This window comes from Streptomyces sp. NPDC088387 (assembly GCF_044753385.1).
In the GTDB taxonomy this organism is placed as follows: Bacteria; Actinomycetota; Actinomycetes; order Streptomycetales; family Streptomycetaceae; genus Streptomyces.
This window is the reverse complement of record NZ_JBIVNC010000024.1, coordinates 12,948-28,222: the sequence shown is the minus strand read 5'-3', so window position 1 is coordinate 28,222 and position 15,275 is coordinate 12,948. Positions and strand designations below refer to the sequence as shown.

13 protein-coding genes are annotated in these 15,275 nt (G+C 71.7%); 8 read left to right on the top strand and 5 right to left on the bottom strand.

The window, feature by feature from the left end:
* Window positions 1-50: 50 nt before the first annotated feature.
* Both ACIQAC_RS38875 and ACIQAC_RS38870 read right to left on the bottom strand, forming a co-directional pair.
* Complete coding sequence (locus ACIQAC_RS38875; protein ID WP_402200098.1) at window positions 51-1,442, bottom strand: metallopeptidase TldD-related protein; 1,392 nt, start codon at window positions 1,440-1,442, stop codon at window positions 51-53.
* 168 nt (window positions 1,443-1,610) lie between these two features.
* Window positions 1,611-3,134 carry a TldD/PmbA family protein gene (locus ACIQAC_RS38870; RefSeq protein ID WP_402200095.1) on the bottom strand — a complete coding sequence of 508 codons (1,524 nt, stop codon included), beginning with the start codon at window positions 3,132-3,134 and terminating at the stop codon, window positions 1,611-1,613.
* Window positions 3,135-3,375: 241 nt separating this feature from the next.
* On the opposite strand from ACIQAC_RS38870, the gene fabG reads away from it, so the two are divergent.
* The 3 genes from fabG (at window position 3,376) to ACIQAC_RS38855 (ending at window position 5,413) form a co-directional block, all read left to right on the top strand.
* Window positions 3,376-4,080 (top strand): 3-oxoacyl-[acyl-carrier-protein] reductase, encoded by a 705-nt coding sequence (gene fabG, locus ACIQAC_RS38865; RefSeq protein ID WP_402200093.1) that lies wholly within the window; start codon window positions 3,376-3,378, stop codon window positions 4,078-4,080.
* Window positions 4,081-4,085: 5 nt separating this feature from the next.
* On the top strand, window positions 4,086-4,853 hold the full coding sequence (gene fabI / locus ACIQAC_RS38860) for an enoyl-ACP reductase FabI (RefSeq protein WP_402200090.1): 768 nt from the start codon (window positions 4,086-4,088) through the stop codon (window positions 4,851-4,853).
* A 194-nt stretch (window positions 4,854-5,047) separates the two neighbouring features.
* Complete coding sequence (locus ACIQAC_RS38855) at window positions 5,048-5,413, top strand: hypothetical protein (protein ID WP_402200089.1); 366 nt, start codon at window positions 5,048-5,050, stop codon at window positions 5,411-5,413.
* Here the strand turns inward: ACIQAC_RS38855 and ACIQAC_RS38850 are convergent.
* Entirely contained in the window at window positions 5,388-6,083 is a 696-nt protein-coding gene (locus ACIQAC_RS38850; RefSeq protein WP_402200086.1) for a FadR/GntR family transcriptional regulator, read from the bottom strand. The genes ACIQAC_RS38855 and ACIQAC_RS38850 overlap by 26 nt on opposite strands.
* 82 nt (window positions 6,084-6,165) lie before the next feature.
* Here ACIQAC_RS38850 and ACIQAC_RS38845 point away from each other — a divergent pair, with 82 nt between their 5' ends.
* The 4 genes from ACIQAC_RS38845 (at window position 6,166) to ACIQAC_RS38830 (ending at window position 8,737) form a co-directional block, all read left to right on the top strand.
* Window positions 6,166-7,476, top strand: coding sequence for a CynX/NimT family MFS transporter (locus tag ACIQAC_RS38845; protein ID WP_402200084.1), 1,311 nt, complete (start codon window positions 6,166-6,168; stop codon window positions 7,474-7,476).
* Window positions 7,477-7,567: 91 nt separating this feature from the next.
* On the top strand, window positions 7,568-7,681 hold the full coding sequence (locus ACIQAC_RS38840) for an SGM_5486 family transporter-associated protein (RefSeq protein ID WP_402200083.1): 114 nt from the start codon (window positions 7,568-7,570) through the stop codon (window positions 7,679-7,681).
* Between the two features lie 174 nt (window positions 7,682-7,855).
* Complete coding sequence (locus tag ACIQAC_RS38835) at window positions 7,856-8,062, top strand: hypothetical protein (protein ID WP_402200080.1); 207 nt, start codon at window positions 7,856-7,858, stop codon at window positions 8,060-8,062.
* A gap of 156 nt (window positions 8,063-8,218) precedes the next feature.
* Window positions 8,219-8,737: a SixA phosphatase family protein gene (locus ACIQAC_RS38830; protein ID WP_402200077.1), complete on the top strand. Its 519-nt coding sequence runs from the start codon at window positions 8,219-8,221 to the stop codon at window positions 8,735-8,737.
* A 342-nt stretch (window positions 8,738-9,079) separates the two neighbouring features.
* On the opposite strand, the gene serB is transcribed toward ACIQAC_RS38830, so the two are convergent.
* A complete protein-coding gene (gene serB / locus ACIQAC_RS38825; RefSeq protein WP_402200074.1) occupies window positions 9,080-10,288 on the bottom strand; it encodes a phosphoserine phosphatase SerB in 1,209 nt (402 codons plus the stop codon).
* Window positions 10,289-10,462: 174 nt separating this feature from the next.
* Window positions 10,463-12,469 carry a streptophobe family protein gene (locus ACIQAC_RS38820; RefSeq protein WP_402200073.1) on the bottom strand — a complete coding sequence of 669 codons (2,007 nt, stop codon included), beginning with the start codon at window positions 12,467-12,469 and terminating at the stop codon, window positions 10,463-10,465.
* Window positions 12,470-12,709: 240 nt separating this feature from the next.
* Between ACIQAC_RS38820 and ACIQAC_RS38815 the strand changes: the two genes are divergently transcribed.
* Window positions 12,710-15,223, top strand: coding sequence for an FHA domain-containing protein (locus ACIQAC_RS38815; protein WP_402200071.1), 2,514 nt, complete (start codon window positions 12,710-12,712; stop codon window positions 15,221-15,223).
* The last annotated feature ends 52 nt before the right edge of the window (window positions 15,224-15,275 follow it).

Here is a 15,275-nt window from a genome sequence, read left to right as displayed (position 1 = left end):
TGAATGATCTTCGGGCGTCCGACGACACCCGACTCCGAACGCCTACGAGGTTATACGCCGGGACTGACAGAGCTCATATTGAAGTCCGGCACCCGCAGCGCGGGCATCGCGGCCCTGGTGAACCAGTCGCTCCACTCCCTGGGCAGCGTCTTCTCCGTACGCCCCGCCTCGACGGCCCGGCCCAGCAGCCCGACCGGCGACTCGTTGAACCGGAAGTTGTTCACCTCGCCGGTGACCTCGCCGTTCTCCACCAGGTACACGCCGTCCCGGGTCAGCCCGGTGAGCAGCAGCGTGGCCGGGTCGACCTCGCGGATGTACCAGAGGCAGGTCAGCAGCAGCCCGCGCTCGGTGGCGGCGACCATCTCGTCCAGGGAGCGGTCCGAGCCGCCGTCCAGGACCAGGTTGCCGATGTTCGGCGCCACCGGAAGACCGGTCAGCCCGGCGCTGTGCCGGCTGGTGGTCAGGTTCCGCAGCTCGCCCTCGCGCACCCACTCGGTCGCGGTGAGCGGCAGCCCGTTGTCGAACACCGACTGGTCGCCGCCGGAGGAGTGCGCGATGACGAACGGCGCGCTCTCCAGACCCGGCTCGTTCGGGTCGCTGCGCAGGGTCAGCGGCAGCTCGCTGAGCCGGTCGCCCACGCGCGTGCCGCCCGGCTTGGAGAACACCGTCCGGCCCTCGGCCGCGTCCCGGCCCGACGCCGACCACAGCTGGTAGATCAGCAGGTCCGCCACCGCGGTCGGCGGCAGCAGCGTCTCGTACCGCCCGGCGGGCAGCTCGACGCGCCGCTCGGCCCAGCCCAGACGTACGGCCAGCTCCGCGTCGAGCGCCGCCGGGTCGACGTCCTTGAAGTCCCGCGTGGAGCGCCCGGCCCACGCGGAGCGGGTACGGTCCGGCGACTTGGCGTTCAGCTCCAGCGTGCCGGTGGGCTGGTCGTGCCGGAGCCGCAGCCCCGTCGACGTACCGACGTACGTCGAGACCAGCTCGTGGTTGGCGAAGCCGTACAGCTCACGGCCGCCGGCACGCGCGCGTGCGAACGCCTCGCCCAGCGCGGGCGCGAAGTCGGCGAACACCGCAGAGGAGGTCTCGGTCGGCGCGTCCGTGAAGTCCGGGCTCGCCGGTACGTCCGTGACCAGCGGCTGCGCGTCTTCCGCGGGTCCGGCGCCCCGCGCGGCGGCCTCGGCGGCCCGCACCAGCGGCTCCAGCTCGTCCCGCGTCACCGCGGACCGCGAGACCACGCCGGAGGCGGTGCCCTCCTTGCCGTTCACGGTCGCCACGACGGTCAACGTGCGTCCGCGCGTGACGCCGTTCGTCGTGAGCGCGTTGCCCGCCCAGCGCAGATTGGCGGTCGAGTGCTCGTCGGCGATCACCACACACCCGTCGGCACGCGACAGCTCGAGGGCCCGCTCGACGATCTCGTACGGCTTGCTCACAGCGGCGCTCATCGCCCGGCCTCCTGCGTGGTGTTGAGACTGTGCCTGCCCGGGGGGCGCCCCCCGGACCCCCGGCCGACCTTCACAGCCGTGCTCATCGACCCGCCTCCTGCGTGGTGTTGAGACTGTGCCTGCCCGGGGGACGACCCCCGGACCCCCGGCCGACCTTCACAGCCGTGCTCATCGACCCGCCTCCTGCGTGGTGTTGAGGATGTTGACGCCCTTGAAGAGCGCGGACGGGCAGCCGTGGGAGACCGACGCGACCTGGCCCGGCTGGGCCTTGCCGCAGTTGAAGGCGCCGCCCAGGACGTAGGTCTGCGGGCCGCCGACCGCCGCCATGGAGCCCCAGAAGTCGGTGGTGGTCGCCTGGTAGGCGACGTCCTTGAGCTGGCCGGTGATCCGCCCGTTCTCGATCCGGAAGAAGCGCTGGCCGGTGAACTGGAAGTTGTAGCGCTGCATGTCGATCGACCACGACCGGTCCCCGACGACGTAGATGCCCCGGTCCACGCTCCCGACGAGGTCCTCCGTCGACAGCCCCGCAGGGTCCGGCTGGAGCGACACGTTGGCCATCCGCTGCACCGGCACATGGCCGGGGGAGTCGGCGTAGGCGCATCCGTTGGAGCGCTCGAAGCCGGTGAGCCGGGCGATCCGCCGGTCCAGCTGGTAGCCGACCAGCGTGCCGTCCTTCACCAGGTCCCAGGACTGGCCCGCGACGCCCTCGTCGTCGTACCCGATGGTCGCGAGGCCGTGCTCGGCGGTGCGGTCACCGGTGACGTTCATCAGCTCGGAGCCGTACCGCAACTTGCCGAGCTGGTCGAAGGTGGCGAAGGAGGTGCCGGCGTAGGCCGCCTCGTAGCCGAGCGCGCGGTCCAGTTCGGTGGCGTGGCCGATGGACTCGTGGATCGTCAGCCACAGGTTCGACGGGTCGACGACGAGGTCGTACGACCCCGGCTCGACGCTCGGCGCCCGCATCTTCTCGGCGAGCAGTCCGGGGATCCGGGCGAGTTCGTCGTCCCAGTCCCAGCCGGTGCCCGTCAGATACTCCCAGCCGCGCCCCACCGGCGGCGCGATCGTGCGCATGGAGTCGAACTCGCCGCTGGAGTCGTCCACCGACACCGCCGTCAGCTGCGGATGCAGCCGCACCCGCTGCTGGGTCGTCACGGTCCCGGCCGTGTCCGCGTAGAACTTGTTCTCGTGCACGGTGAGCAGCGAGGCGTCGACGTGGTCGACCCCGTCCGCCGCCAGCAGCCGCCCGCTCCACTCGCCGAGCAGCGCCGACTTCTCCTCGTCGGGCACGGTGAACGGATCGATCTCGTACGACGAGATCCAGGTCCGGTCCGTGTGCACGGGCTCGTCCGCCAGTTCCACCCGCTCGTCCGAACCGGCCGCCTTGATCACCTGCGCGGAGAGCTTCGCCATCGCGACCGCCTGCGAGGCGACCCGCGCGGCGGCGTCCATGGTCAGATCCACCCCTGACGCGAACCCCCAGGTCCCGCCGTGCACGACCCGTACCGCGTACCCCAGGTCCGTCGTGTCCGACGACCCGGACGGTCTGCCGTCCCGCAGCCGCCAGGAGGCACTGCGCACCCGCTCCAGCCGGAAGTCGGCGTGGTCCGCCCCCAGTGCCCGCGCGCGTGCGAGCGCGGCGTCGGCCAGGGCGCGTAGGGGAAGTGCCGTGAAGGCTTCGTCGATGGTATGAGGCACCGAGGTCTCCCTGCTGTCGTCGCCTGTCGGCTCCGATCATGTCGCGTGCACGGGGTCGGGGACCACAGGTTTGGCTCTCCCGCGCGGTGCCGTTCTGTAGGGATCCGACAGCGCGCCCCGCGTGCCACTGTCGGTGCCCGAATGCCCGCCCACGGAACACGACCGATAGGTTTCAGAGGAAGCCGCCTGTCATTGACGTGCTCGGGCGGGTTGTTCAGACCGCTATCGAAAGGGTGATCCGTTGAGCCGCTCGGTTCTCGTCACCGGAGGCAACCGGGGCATCGGCCTCGCCATCGCCCAGGCATTCGCCGATGCCGGCGACAAGGTCGCCATCACATACCGCTCGGGTGAGCCGCCGGCCGGCTTCCTGGCCGTGAAGTGCGACATCACCGACACCGAGCAGGTGGAGCAGGCCTACAAGGAGATCGAGGACGCGCACGGTCCCGTCGAGGTCCTGGTCGCCAACGCCGGCATCACCAAGGACCAGCTGCTGATGCGGATGTCCGAGGAGGACTTCACCTCGGTCGTCGACACCAACCTCGCGGGCACCTTCCGGGTCGTGAAGCGGGCCAACCGCGCGATGCTGCGCGCCAAGAAGGGCCGCGTCGTCCTGATCTCCTCCGTGGTGGGTCTGCTCGGCTCCGCGGGCCAGGCGAACTACGCCGCCTCCAAGGCCGGACTGGTCGGCTTCGCGCGCTCCCTCGCCCGTGAGCTGGGCTCGCGCAACATCACCTTCAACGTCGTCGCGCCCGGCTTCGTCGACACCGACATGACCAAGGTGCTCACCGACGAGCAGCGCGCGAACATCGTCGCGCAGGTCCCGCTCGGCCGGTACGCGAAGCCGGAGGAGATCGCCGCGACGGTGCGGTTCCTCGCCTCGGACGACGCCTCGTACATCACTGGAGCCGTCATCCCCGTTGACGGCGGACTGGGAATGGGTCACTGATCACCATGAGCGGAATTCTCGAGGGCAAGCGCATCCTGATCACGGGTGTGCTGACGGAGTCCTCCATCGCCTTCCACGCCGCGAAGCTGGCCCAGGAGCAGGGCGCCGACATCATCCTTACGGCGTTCCCGCGGCCCACGCTGACCGAGCGCATCGCCAAGAAGCTGCCGAAGCCCACCAAGGTCATCGAGCTCGACGTCACCAACGAGGAGCACCTCGGTCGCCTGGCCGACATCGTCGGCGAGGAGCTCGGCGGCCTGGACGGCGTGGTGCACTCCATCGGCTTCGCCCCGCAGGACGCGCTCGGCGGCAACTTCCTCAACACGCCGTTCGAGTCGGTCGCCACCGCCATGCACGTCTCGGCGTACTCCCTGAAGTCGCTCACCATGGCCTGCCTCCCGCTGATGCAGAACGGCGGCTCGGTCGTCGGCCTCACCTTCGACGCGCAGTACGCCTGGCCGCAGTACGACTGGATGGGCCCCGCCAAGGCCGCCCTGGAGGCCACCAGCCGCTACATGGCCCGTGACCTGGGCAAGCAGAACATCCGCTGCAACCTGGTCTCCGCCGGTCCGCTCGGCTCCATGGCCGCCAAGTCCATCCCGGGCTTCAGCGACCTCGCCGCCGTGTGGGACGACCGCTCCCCGCTGGAGTGGGACCTCAAGGACCCGGAGCCGGCCGGCAAGGGCGTCGTCGCGCTGCTCAGCGACTGGTTCCCGAAGACCACCGGCGAGATCGTCCACGTCGACGGCGGTCTGCACGCCATCGGCGCCTGACCCTCGCCGCCGCGCGGGTCCCCGTACCCGCCACGGTCCGTCATCGAGGGCCCGCGTCCCGCTTGGGGCGCGGGCCCTCGGCGTGTCCCCCGTTCGGCCCATCCGGCCGGGCGGGGACGGCCCGCAACTGGGCACCCTGGAATACACGTTCACTTCGCGCGTCCCTCCCGAGCCCGGCCGAGGAGGTCTCCCTTGTGCGCCTGTTCCGCAGCATGGCCCCAGTGACCCTTGCCGTCGCTCTTGTGCTGACCACCGCCGTCGTCCTCGTGCTGACCACACCGTTCGAGGCGACGCCGCACGCGCGCGTGGAGCAGAAGCCGGAGCCGTTCGGCGCCGAGTGCCGCACCACGGTCCAGGGCTCGCACGTGAGCGTCCGCTGCCACAACCCGTACCCGGCGACCGACCGTGTCCGGCTGCACATCGAGTGCGCGCGCTGGTGGGACCTCGACACCGACGGCGAACCGGCCGACGCGGTACCGGCGACGACCGTACGGCTCACCGGCCGCTGCTGGAAGGAGGTCGGCTCGGCGTGGGTCAGCCACCAGCGGCGGGGGAGCTGAACCGGCTCGGGCGGCACAGGAAGGGGTAGCTCGCCGCCTCCGTACCGGCCGTGTCGGCGTCGCCCGCGCGGATCGCGTCGAGCAGCCGGGTGTGGTCCATGTGCGTGTCCGGCGTCAGCTCCTCGCCGACGTCCTCGCGCAGCCAGTCCCGCAGCACCTCGCCCAGGTCGGCGTACATCTGCGTCATCACCTCGTTGTGCGACGCGGCCACCACCGCCAGGTGGAACGTCGCGTCCGCGGCGACGAAGGTCTCCGCGTCGCCCGTCTCCCAGGCCTCCTCGCGCCGCACGAGCAGCGCGTCCAGCTGCTTGAGGTCCTTCTCGGTGCGCCGCCGCGCCGCCAGCCGGGCCGCGGACGACTCCAGCGTGGAGCGCAGCTCGGCGATGTGCTCGGGGTCGGCGCCCGCGAACCGGCGATGCATCACGCCCGCGAGCTCGCTGGTGGCGACGACGTAGGTGCCGGAGCCCTGGCGGATGTCCAGCAGGCCGTTGTGCGCGAGGGCGCGGACGGCTTCGCGCACGGTGTTGCGGGCGACGCCGAGCTGTTCGACCAGCTCGGGCTCCGTCGGGATGCGTGCGCCGACCGGCCATTCGCCCGAGGCGATCTGGTTGCGCAGCTCGGCGATGACCTGTTCGGACAGCGCCGAACGCCGGGGGTGGCTCAGTGGCATGGCACACCTTCGCACGGGAGGTCCGGCAGCGTACGGCCGGAGAGTGGACAACCAATCATCCCATGATTCTATGATGGGCCCCATGGCAAGCGAGGAAACCCGGACGACACTCCCCCCGACCGTGCACGGACCGGCCGCCCTGGCAGGACCCGACGAGCCCGGACACGACCGCACGCGCGTGTGGGCGGTACGTCTGGTCGTCCTCGGCATCGTGCTCTCCGCGGTCAACCTCCGTCCCGCGATCACAAGCCTCGGCGCCCTCCTCGAAGAGGTCCGCGACGGACTCGGCATGAGCGGCAGCGTGGCCGGCCTGCTCACCTCGGTGCCGCCGCTCTGCTTCGCCGTCTTCGGCGTCATGGCCCCCCGGCTCGCCCGCCGCTTCGGCCCCGGAGCGGTCGTGTGCGCGGGCATGGCCGCCATCACCGCGGGCCTGCTCATACGGCCGTACGCGGGCGGTACGGCGGGTTTCCTGGCCGCCAGCGCACTCGCCCTGATGGGCATCGCCGTCAGCAACGTGCTGATGCCGGTCATCGTCAAGCGCTGGTTCCCGGACCGGGTCGGCTCCATGACCGGCCTCTACTCCATGGCCCTCGCCCTCGGCACCGCCTCCGCGGCAGCGATCACCGTGCCGGTCACCGACGCCCTCGGCGGCGGCTGGCAGCCCGGCCTCGCCGTCTGGGCGGCACTCGCCGCGGCGGCCGTACTGCCGTGGATCGCGTTCGTACGGCAGTCGGGGGCGTTCGCGTCCTCGACGCCGGCGCAGGCCGCCGGTGACGCGCCGCACGCGCGCGACGAGCACCGGGGCGGACTGCGCATCACGCGGAGCCGTACCGCCTGGGCGCTCGCCGTGTTCTTCGGACTCCAGGCCACCGCCGCCTACATCACCATGGGCTGGATGGCGCAGATCTTCCGCGACGCGGGCGTCTCCGCGGGCACCGCCGGACTGCTGCTCGCCGTCACGATGGTGATGGGCGTGCCGCTGGCCTTCGTCATCCCGCGCCTCGCCACCCGGCTGCCCCACCAGGGCCCGATCGTGCTCGTCCTCGGCGTCTGCGGCCTCGCCGGATACGCCGGGCTGTACTTCGCGCCGGCCGGCGGCGCCTGGGCCTGGGCCGTCCTGCTCGGTATCTCCAACTGCGCCTTCCCGCTGGCCCTGACGATGGTCGGGATGCGCGCCCGGACCGGCGCGGGTGTGGCCCAGCTGTCCGCCTTCGCGCAGAGCACCGGCTATCTGATCTCCATCCCCGGCCCGCTCCTGGTCGGTGTGCTGTACCAGCACAGCGGCGGCTGGGGACTGCCCATCGCCCTCATGACGGCCCTGATGATCCCGCAGATCCTGGTGGGCCTCCTGGCGGGCCGCAACCGCACGGTGGAGGAGGAGGCGGCACGCTGACTCCGGGGGCTCCTGGTGAGGGGGCGGTGCAACGGGACGGGACGCCCACCCCGGAGCCGGGGGCACGCGCGCGGGGTGCGAGACTGGGCGCATGGTGCTCGACCCGAACCCCCCGAACGGTCAGAAGAAGATGCTGCTCGTCTTCGGCTCGTTCCTCGCCATCTTCGTGATCATCGGCATCATCGCGACGATCGCCTCGCCCTGATCCGAACAGCCTCCCGGGAGGCCCGTGGTGGGGCTAGCCCCACCATCCCTTAGGGGGTGAGGGTCAGGGTCAAGTGGGTGGATCACCGGATGGGTTGGGGCCCGTCGGATCCGTACCTTCGAAGTGTGGCCGCGAGCGGCGGACACCCACCATTCGAAGACCGCGGAGGCACCCATGTCGGCCCCTACGTACTCCCGGCCCCACCACGCGATCCGGGGCCGCATCGCCACCCGGCTGCCCTGGTGGGCGCTCGCCCTGCCGACCCTCGCGTTCATCACGCTGCTCGCGCTCATACTGAACCCGGCCGACGCCCACGCCGCCGGCGGCGCCCCCGCGATCAGCCAGGTGCTGGAGCGCCTGGAGCAGCTCATCGCGCGCTAGGACCCGCGGTGAGGGGATAATCCGAACGACGGGCTCCGGGCGTACGACGCACGTGGCGTGTGCCCCCGGCAAGCTGCCGCAACCCCCTCCACCATCGGCGAAACCGCATGTCAACTCCCTGCGCCCCATGGCGTGTTTCATGCGAAGCTGGGTGCCATGAGCGTCGCAGAATCCCGCAGGATTGTCCTCTTCCGGCATGCGAAAGCCGACTGGCCACAGGTGAACGACCATGAGCGGCCGCTCGCCGAGCGGGGCCGCCTGGAAGCCGCCGAGGCCGGGCGCCGGCTCGCCGACACCGGCATCCCGATCGACCTGGCCCTGTGCTCCACGGCGACCCGCACCCGCGAGACCTGGAAGCTCGCCGTCCAGGAACTCCCGCACAGGCCGAAGACGGTCTACGAGGAGCGGATCTACGAGGCCGCCCCCGGCGAGCTGATCGCGCTGCTCAACGAAACGCCGGACGACGCGCACAGCGTCCTGGTGATCGGCCACAACCCCGGCATCCAGGGCCTCGCCGAGATCCTCGCCGGCTCGGCCGAGGCGGAGCCCCGCGAGCGGATGGGCCAGCGCGGATTCCCGGCCGCCGCGTTCGCCGTACTGTCGTTCGACGGAGAGTGGAAGGGTGTCGAGCCCGGCGCGGCCACCCTCGTCGACTACTGGGCACCCTCCGACTGACGGGACGGCCCCCACCGCCCACACGAAAAGGGCCCGGCACCCATCGCCGGGCCCTTTCGACGTCCACCTCCGGGCCGAGGCCCACGTCCGGGGCTGCTGACGCCCGCACCCCCCGGGCTGACGCCGACCTCCGAAGCACCCCCGTCTCCGTCGTCCGGGGCTGCTGACGCGCGCTCCCCGGGCTGACGCCGACGCCCGCTCCTCGGGCTGACGCCGACGCCCGCCCCCGGGCTGACGCCCGCCCCCGGGCTGACGCCCGCCCCCGGGCTGACGCCCGCCCCCCGAAGCACCACCGTCCCCGTGTCGGCGCCCCCGAGCAGCCCCCGTCCGGCCCCCGCGCCCTCACCCCTCGTCGTGTGTGTCCGCCGCCTCGACCTCTTCGCGGGTGACGCCGAGCAGATACAGCACGGTGTCCAGGAACGGCACGTTCACCGCGGTGTGTGCCGCCTGCCGGACCACCGGCTTGGCGTTGAAGGCGACCCCGAGCCCGGCCGCGTTGAGCATGTCGAGATCGTTGGCGCCGTCGCCGACGGCGACCGTCTGCGACAGCGGGACGCCCGCCTCCGCGGCGAACCTGCGCAGCAGCCGCGCCTTGCCCGCGCGGTCCACGATCTCGCCGGTGACCCGGCCGGTCAGCTTGCCGTCGACGATCTCCAGCGTGTTGGCCTGGGCGAAGTCCAGCCCGAGCCGCTCCTTGAGATCGTCGGTGACCTGGGTGAACCCGCCCGACACCACACCGACTTGGTACCCGAGCCGCTTCAGCGTCCGGATCAGCGTCCGCGCGCCCGGCGTCAGCCGCACCTCGCTGCGGACCTTCTCCACGACCGAGGCGTCCAGCCCCTTCAGCAGCGCCACGCGCGCGTGCAGCGACTGCTCGAAGTCCAGTTCGCCGCGCATGGCCGCCGCCGTCACCTCGGCGACCTGGTCCTCGCAGCCCGCGTGCGCGGCGAACAGCTCGATCACCTCGTCCTGGATGAGCGTGGAGTCCACGTCCATCACCACCAGGCGCTGCGCCCGCCGGTGCAGCCCCGCCGCGACCACGGCGACATCGACGCCGAGCGCGGCCGCGTCCGTGACCAGGGCCGTGCGCAGCGGCTCGGTCTCCACGCCGGACACCGCGAACTCGACGGCGGTCACCGGGTACTTGGCGAGCCGGAAGATACGGTCGATGTTCCCGCCGGCGTTGGTGATCTTCGCGGCGATGGCCGCGGTCGCCTCGGCGGTGAGCGGATGGCCGAGCACGGTGACCAGGGAGCGGCCCAGCCCGCGTGGCCGGTTGTCGCCGGTGCCGGAGAGGATCTCCGCCTGCAACTTCATCGACTCCGCCCAGCTGTGGACGGTCGCCCGCAGCCCGCCCTCGATCCCGCGGGGCGGCTCGGTCACGAGCGCGCACAGCACGATCCGGCCACGGGTGACGACCTGCTCGATGTCGACCACGTCGACCGAGTACGCGGCCAGGGTGTCGAAGAGTCCGGCCGTGATGCCCGGCCGGTCCCGTCCGAAGATCTTGACCAGGAGGGTGGGGAAGTCTGAGGTCTGCGAAGCGCTCATGGTGCTTCCACCGTATCCGGCACCCAGTGCCCACTGCCTCTGAGGTCCGTCTGGCGGACACTGAATTCTGGATGTCCGGTCGATGGCTCCAGCCCGACATCCGGCCCCGCGCGGTGATCGCCCGCACCCCGCGCGCTGATCGCCCCCACCCTGTGCGGTGACCGCCCCCACCGGTCACCGGCGCCCGTCGGGCCGCCCGGACGGCGGGGGAGCGGGCGGTGGCGGCGGCGGTGGCCCCTCCTCCGGCGAGGTGGGCGGGCGCCGGCGTGGCGGAGGTCCGGCAGGCCGCGACACCGTGGGCGAGCCGTAGACGTCGCCACGCCCGGCGGCCCCACCGCGCCCACCCGGGGCAGGCCCGAAGTCCCCTCGTGAGGACCGTCCGTCACCCCGGGCCTCCCACTCCTGCGGCCGCGCGTCCTCCGGCTCACGCATCGACTCCCGCAGGTTGGCCGGCATCCGGAGATAGGGGTTGGTCGCCGCGTTCGGCGGCCGGTACGACATCACCGGCCGGTACGGCCCCGAGGTCCCCTCGGACTGCGCGGCCCCCGGCACGCCGGTGGCGCCCGCCCCCACGTCACCCAGTGCCAGGCGCGTGGCGTGCCCGCCCGCCGCGCCCGTCGCGTAGGCCAGCAACGCGCCGGCGGCTCCGGCGCCCGCGCCCCACACCGCGCCCAGCAGCAACGCCGTGCCCAGCTGCGCGCTGAGCTCTATACCGGCGCCGAACGCGTCGAAGCCCAGGACCGACAGCGAGGCGTCCACGGAGACCTCCGTCAGCAGACCGAGCAGCGGCAGGGTCAACGCGGTGGCGACCGCCAACGGCAGCGCACACCGCCCGACATGCCCGAGCACACCTGAACCTCGTACGGCATGCCCGCCGTGCCCGCCGTGCCCGCCGTGCCCGCCGTGACCACCCCGCGCCCCGCCCGCGGCGGCCACCCCCGACATACCCCCGACCGGACCCGCGGCCGTGCTCCCGGCTGGACCCGCGGCCGTACCCGCCGCAGTCCCCCCGCCGGCGCCCACGGCCGTACTCCCGGTCCTGCCCCCGGCACCCGCGCCCGCGCCCGCACCCACCCGCACCGCCTCCGCCAGCGGCGTCCGTACCGCCGTGAGCACCCCCGCCAGCAGCATCAGCAGGGCCGCGCCGACTCCCAGCAGCCAGACCCGGCCGTCCAGTTCGGCCAGCCGTCCCAGGGTCACCGCCTCGTCGGAGTCGACGAGCAGGTCGTCGAGCGGATCCGGCAGGAACCGGGTCAGCGGACCCGTCGCCTCACCGTCGTAGGGGACGAACAGGCCCACCGGGACGCCGAGCCACACACCGTTGGGGGCGCCGAGAAAGGCCGCGCCGGCGATCCGCTTGGGGTGGTCGTCGCCGACGGCCGCGTATCCCGCGGCGGCGAACCCGGCCGCGACCGCCACCAGCAACACGGTGACCAGCGCCGAGACCGCCGGCCTGACCACCCGGTGCACGACGGCGAGGCCGCGGGGCAGGGGAGTGCGGCGAGAGGCGAGCAGTGCGACGAGCAGGACGGCCGCCGACCAGACGAGGCCGCCGAGCAGTGTCGGCACGGTGTCGACGGTGAAGCCGACCGCGGCCTTCGCGTCGATCAGATCGCCGACCCGGTCCGGCAGCAGCCCGCCGATGTCCCCCACGTCCCCGAGGCCAGGGATCTCGATGCCGCCCGCCCCGCCGCCGTCGGTCACGTCGTCCAGCCCGAGCGCGCCGCCGTCGATCGTGATCACATCGTGTCCCGCCCATGCGAGCCCGCCGAGCGTCGCCACGAACAGCGCCACCACCGCGCCCGCGCGCGCGAGGAGTTCGCCCGGTGCGATCACCGGGCCGGCGGTCCGCAGGGACCGCAGGAAAATCCAGGACATAAGGAGCGCACCGACCAGGCTGACACCCAGTGGCGTGATCTCGATGGCCGTGGTGGCCTCGGCGCCCTCCAGGCCGAAGGCGGACATGTCGCCCGACGGGGAGACCGAACCACCCGCACCGAGGGCCACAACCGCCGCGGTCATCGGTCCCAGGGAACCCGCGGAATCGGCCTCCAGGAGATGCAGTCCGAGCGCCGCCGTGCCCGCCATCCCGATCAACGCCCAGCTCACGGCGGCGATCGCGGACAGCAGTACGTCGATCCACGGCACCCGCGGACCTCGCCGCACGGTCTCGACACTCATGGCAGACCCCCCGATCCGCTGCGCGGCACAGCACCACGCATGTCCCCCTCGCGTGGATTACCACTCTCCGGCCCGGTTTCAACCCCGTCAACGAGAAAGCCTCGATGCGCCGGTGCGCCGCCTTCACAAGGCCCGACTTTCGGTCAGGGGGCCGCTACTGAAATAGTTCCCCCCGATGTTCGACATCCCTAGACTCCCTGCGATGGGGGTAATTCGGGGGACAACTCAGTGGGGCATGGAGTGCCGGAACTCGTACTGGAAGCAAACGGACGGACCTGGACGCTTGACGCGGCCAGGCCCTACACACTCGGACGCGATCCCCAAGGGGACGTGGTGTTCGACGACGCCAGGGTCTCCTGGCGACACGCCACGGTCAGCTTCAACGGCCGCAGTTGGGTCATTGAGGACCACGGCAGCACCAACGGCACCTTCGTGCAGGGGCAGCGGATCCACCAGGTGGAGATCGGGCCCGGCTCGGCGGTGCACCTGGGCAACGCGACCGACGGACCGAAGGTCGCCCTGACGGGCGAGGCCGCCGTCGCCCAGCCGCAGCAGCAGCCGTACGCGGCACAGGGCGCGGGCCAGGGCTGGGCCCAGCAGGCCCCGCCGCAGCAGCAGGCCCCGGGGGCCGGCTGGCAGCAACCCCAGCAGCAGCCGCAGGCGCAGGTCCCGCAGCAGCAGGGCAACGCGCCGCAGATGCCCGGTGGCGGCGCGGGGGCGCCGCCGGTCTACGGCGACCGCAGTCCGACCACGTTCCACCAGTTCTCGCTGGGCCGTGTGATGCGGATCGGCCGTGCGCTGGAGAACGACCTGGTGGTCTCCGACCTCCAGGTCTCCCGCAACCACGCGGAGTTCCACTCCACGCCCGACGGCCGGATGGAGATCCGCGACCTCGGCTCGCACAACGGCACGTACGTCAACGGTCAGCCGATCACCAAGGGCGGCTCGCAGCTGCTCGGGCCGACCGACATCGTGGGTGTCGGCCACTCGACCTTCCGGATCGTCGGCGACCGTCTCGAGGAGTTCGTCGACACCGGCGAGGTCTCCTTCTCCGCGCGCCATCTGACGGTCACGGTCGACGGCGGCAAGCAGATCCTCAAGGACGTCTCCTTCGGCGTCCCGGAGAAGTCGCTCATCGCGGTCATCGGCCCGTCCGGATCCGGCAAGTCGACCCTGCTCAAGGCGCTCACGGGCTACCGCCCGGCGAACCAGGGCGCGGTGCTCTACGACAACCGTGATCTGTACAAGCAGTTCGCCGAGCTGCGCCAGCGCATCGGTCTGGTCCCGCAGGACGACATCCTGCACAAGGAACTGGTCGTCAAGAAGGCCCTCAAGTACGCGGCCAAGCTGCGCTTCCCCTCGGACACCACGGGGCGCGAGCGCGAGGCGCGGATCGACGAGGTGCTGCGCGAGCTCAAGCTCGACATCCACAAGGACAAGAAGATCACCTCGCTGTCCGGCGGTCAGCGCAAGCGGGTCTCCGTCGCCCTGGAGCTGCTGACCAAGCCGTCGCTGATCTTCCTGGACGAGCCCACGTCGGGCCTCGACCCGGGTATGGACCGCGATGTCATGCAGCTGCTGCGCGGCCTCGCCGACGACGGCCGTACGGTCCTCGTCGTCACCCACTCGGTGGCCGAGCTGGCGATCTGCGACAAGCTGCTCGTGATGGCGCCGGGCGGCTCCGTCGCCTACTTCGGCCCGCCCGAGGAGGCCCTGAACTTCTTCGGCTACGACACCTGGGCCGACGTCTTCTCCGCCTTCGAGAACTACCGCGACTACGACTGGGCCGGCCGCTGGAAGGGCTCGCAGCACTACCAGATGTACGCCGCGGACATCGACGCCGTCGCCCCGCAGGCCGTACAGATGCCGGCCATGCAGGGCATGAAGCCGCCGAAGCCACAGGGCTGGATGTCGCAGTTCATCACGCTGGTGCGGCGCTATGTGTCGGTGATCGCCTCGGACAAGGGCTTCCTCGCCCTGATGGTGATCCTGCCGGCCGTCCTCGGCGCGGTGAGCCTGCTCATCGAACCGGACAACGGCCTGCTGCCCAACCCGCCCAACCAGGCGGGCCGGATCATCCCCAACGGCACGGCCACCACCGTCCTGCTGATCCTCGCGGTCGGCGCCTGCTTCGCCGGCGCCGCCAACTCGGTCCGTGAGCTGATCAAGGAACGGGTCATCTACGAGCGGGAGCGCGCCACCGGCCTGTCCCGCTCGGCGTACCTGATGTCCAAGGTGTTCGTGCTCGGCATGATCACCGTGTTCCAGGGCCTGCTGGTCGGCGTGATCGGCTTCGCCAACCGGGAGCTGCCCGCGGAGGGCCTGGTCCTGGGCAGCGCCACGATGATCGAGCTGTCGTTGCCGATCATGGCGCTGGGCTTCACCTCGATGATGTTCGGCCTGATCATCTCGTCGCTGGTGAAGACGGCCGAGAAGACCATGCCGCTGCTGGTGATGTTCGCGATCATCCAGGTCGTCTTCACGGGCTGTCTGTTCGCGCTGAACGGCGCGGTCGGCGTCAACCAGTTCTCGTATCTGATGCCGTCGCGCTGGGCGGTCGGCGCGGCCGGCGCCACGCTCGACTTCAACAAGATCACCCCGCCCGAGGAGGGCGTCGGCAACGACCCGCTGTGGGAGCACACGGTCGGCGCCTGGACCATGGACATGGCCGCCCTGCTGGTGCTCGGTGTGATCTGCGGCTTCTTCGTGGCCCGCTTCCTGCGCCGCCACGAGCCCGAGGTCATGCGCAAGTAGGCACGTTCCGCTACCGCGCCGAAGGGCGGCACCCCCTGACGGGGTGCCGCCC

Coding starts and splice junctions, on each gene's coding strand:
- ACIQAC_RS38875 (WP_402200098.1), bottom strand. CDS start 1,442: ATGAGCGCCGCTGTGAGCAAGCCGTACGAGATCGTCGAGCGGGCCCTC.
- fabI (WP_402200090.1), top strand. CDS start 4,086: ATGAGCGGAATTCTCGAGGGCAAGCGCATCCTGATCACGGGTGTGCTG.
- ACIQAC_RS38850 (WP_402200086.1), bottom strand. CDS start 6,083: ATGCCACTGAGCCACCCCCGGCGTTCGGCGCTGTCCGAACAGGTCATC.
- ACIQAC_RS38845 (WP_402200084.1), top strand. CDS start 6,166: ATGGCAAGCGAGGAAACCCGGACGACACTCCCCCCGACCGTGCACGGA.
- ACIQAC_RS38840 (WP_402200083.1), top strand. CDS start 7,568: ATGGTGCTCGACCCGAACCCCCCGAACGGTCAGAAGAAGATGCTGCTC.
- ACIQAC_RS38835 (WP_402200080.1), top strand. CDS start 7,856: ATGTCGGCCCCTACGTACTCCCGGCCCCACCACGCGATCCGGGGCCGC.
- ACIQAC_RS38830 (WP_402200077.1), top strand. CDS start 8,219: ATGAGCGTCGCAGAATCCCGCAGGATTGTCCTCTTCCGGCATGCGAAA.
- serB (WP_402200074.1), bottom strand. CDS start 10,288: ATGAGCGCTTCGCAGACCTCAGACTTCCCCACCCTCCTGGTCAAGATC.
- ACIQAC_RS38820 (WP_402200073.1), bottom strand. CDS start 12,469: ATGAGTGTCGAGACCGTGCGGCGAGGTCCGCGGGTGCCGTGGATCGAC.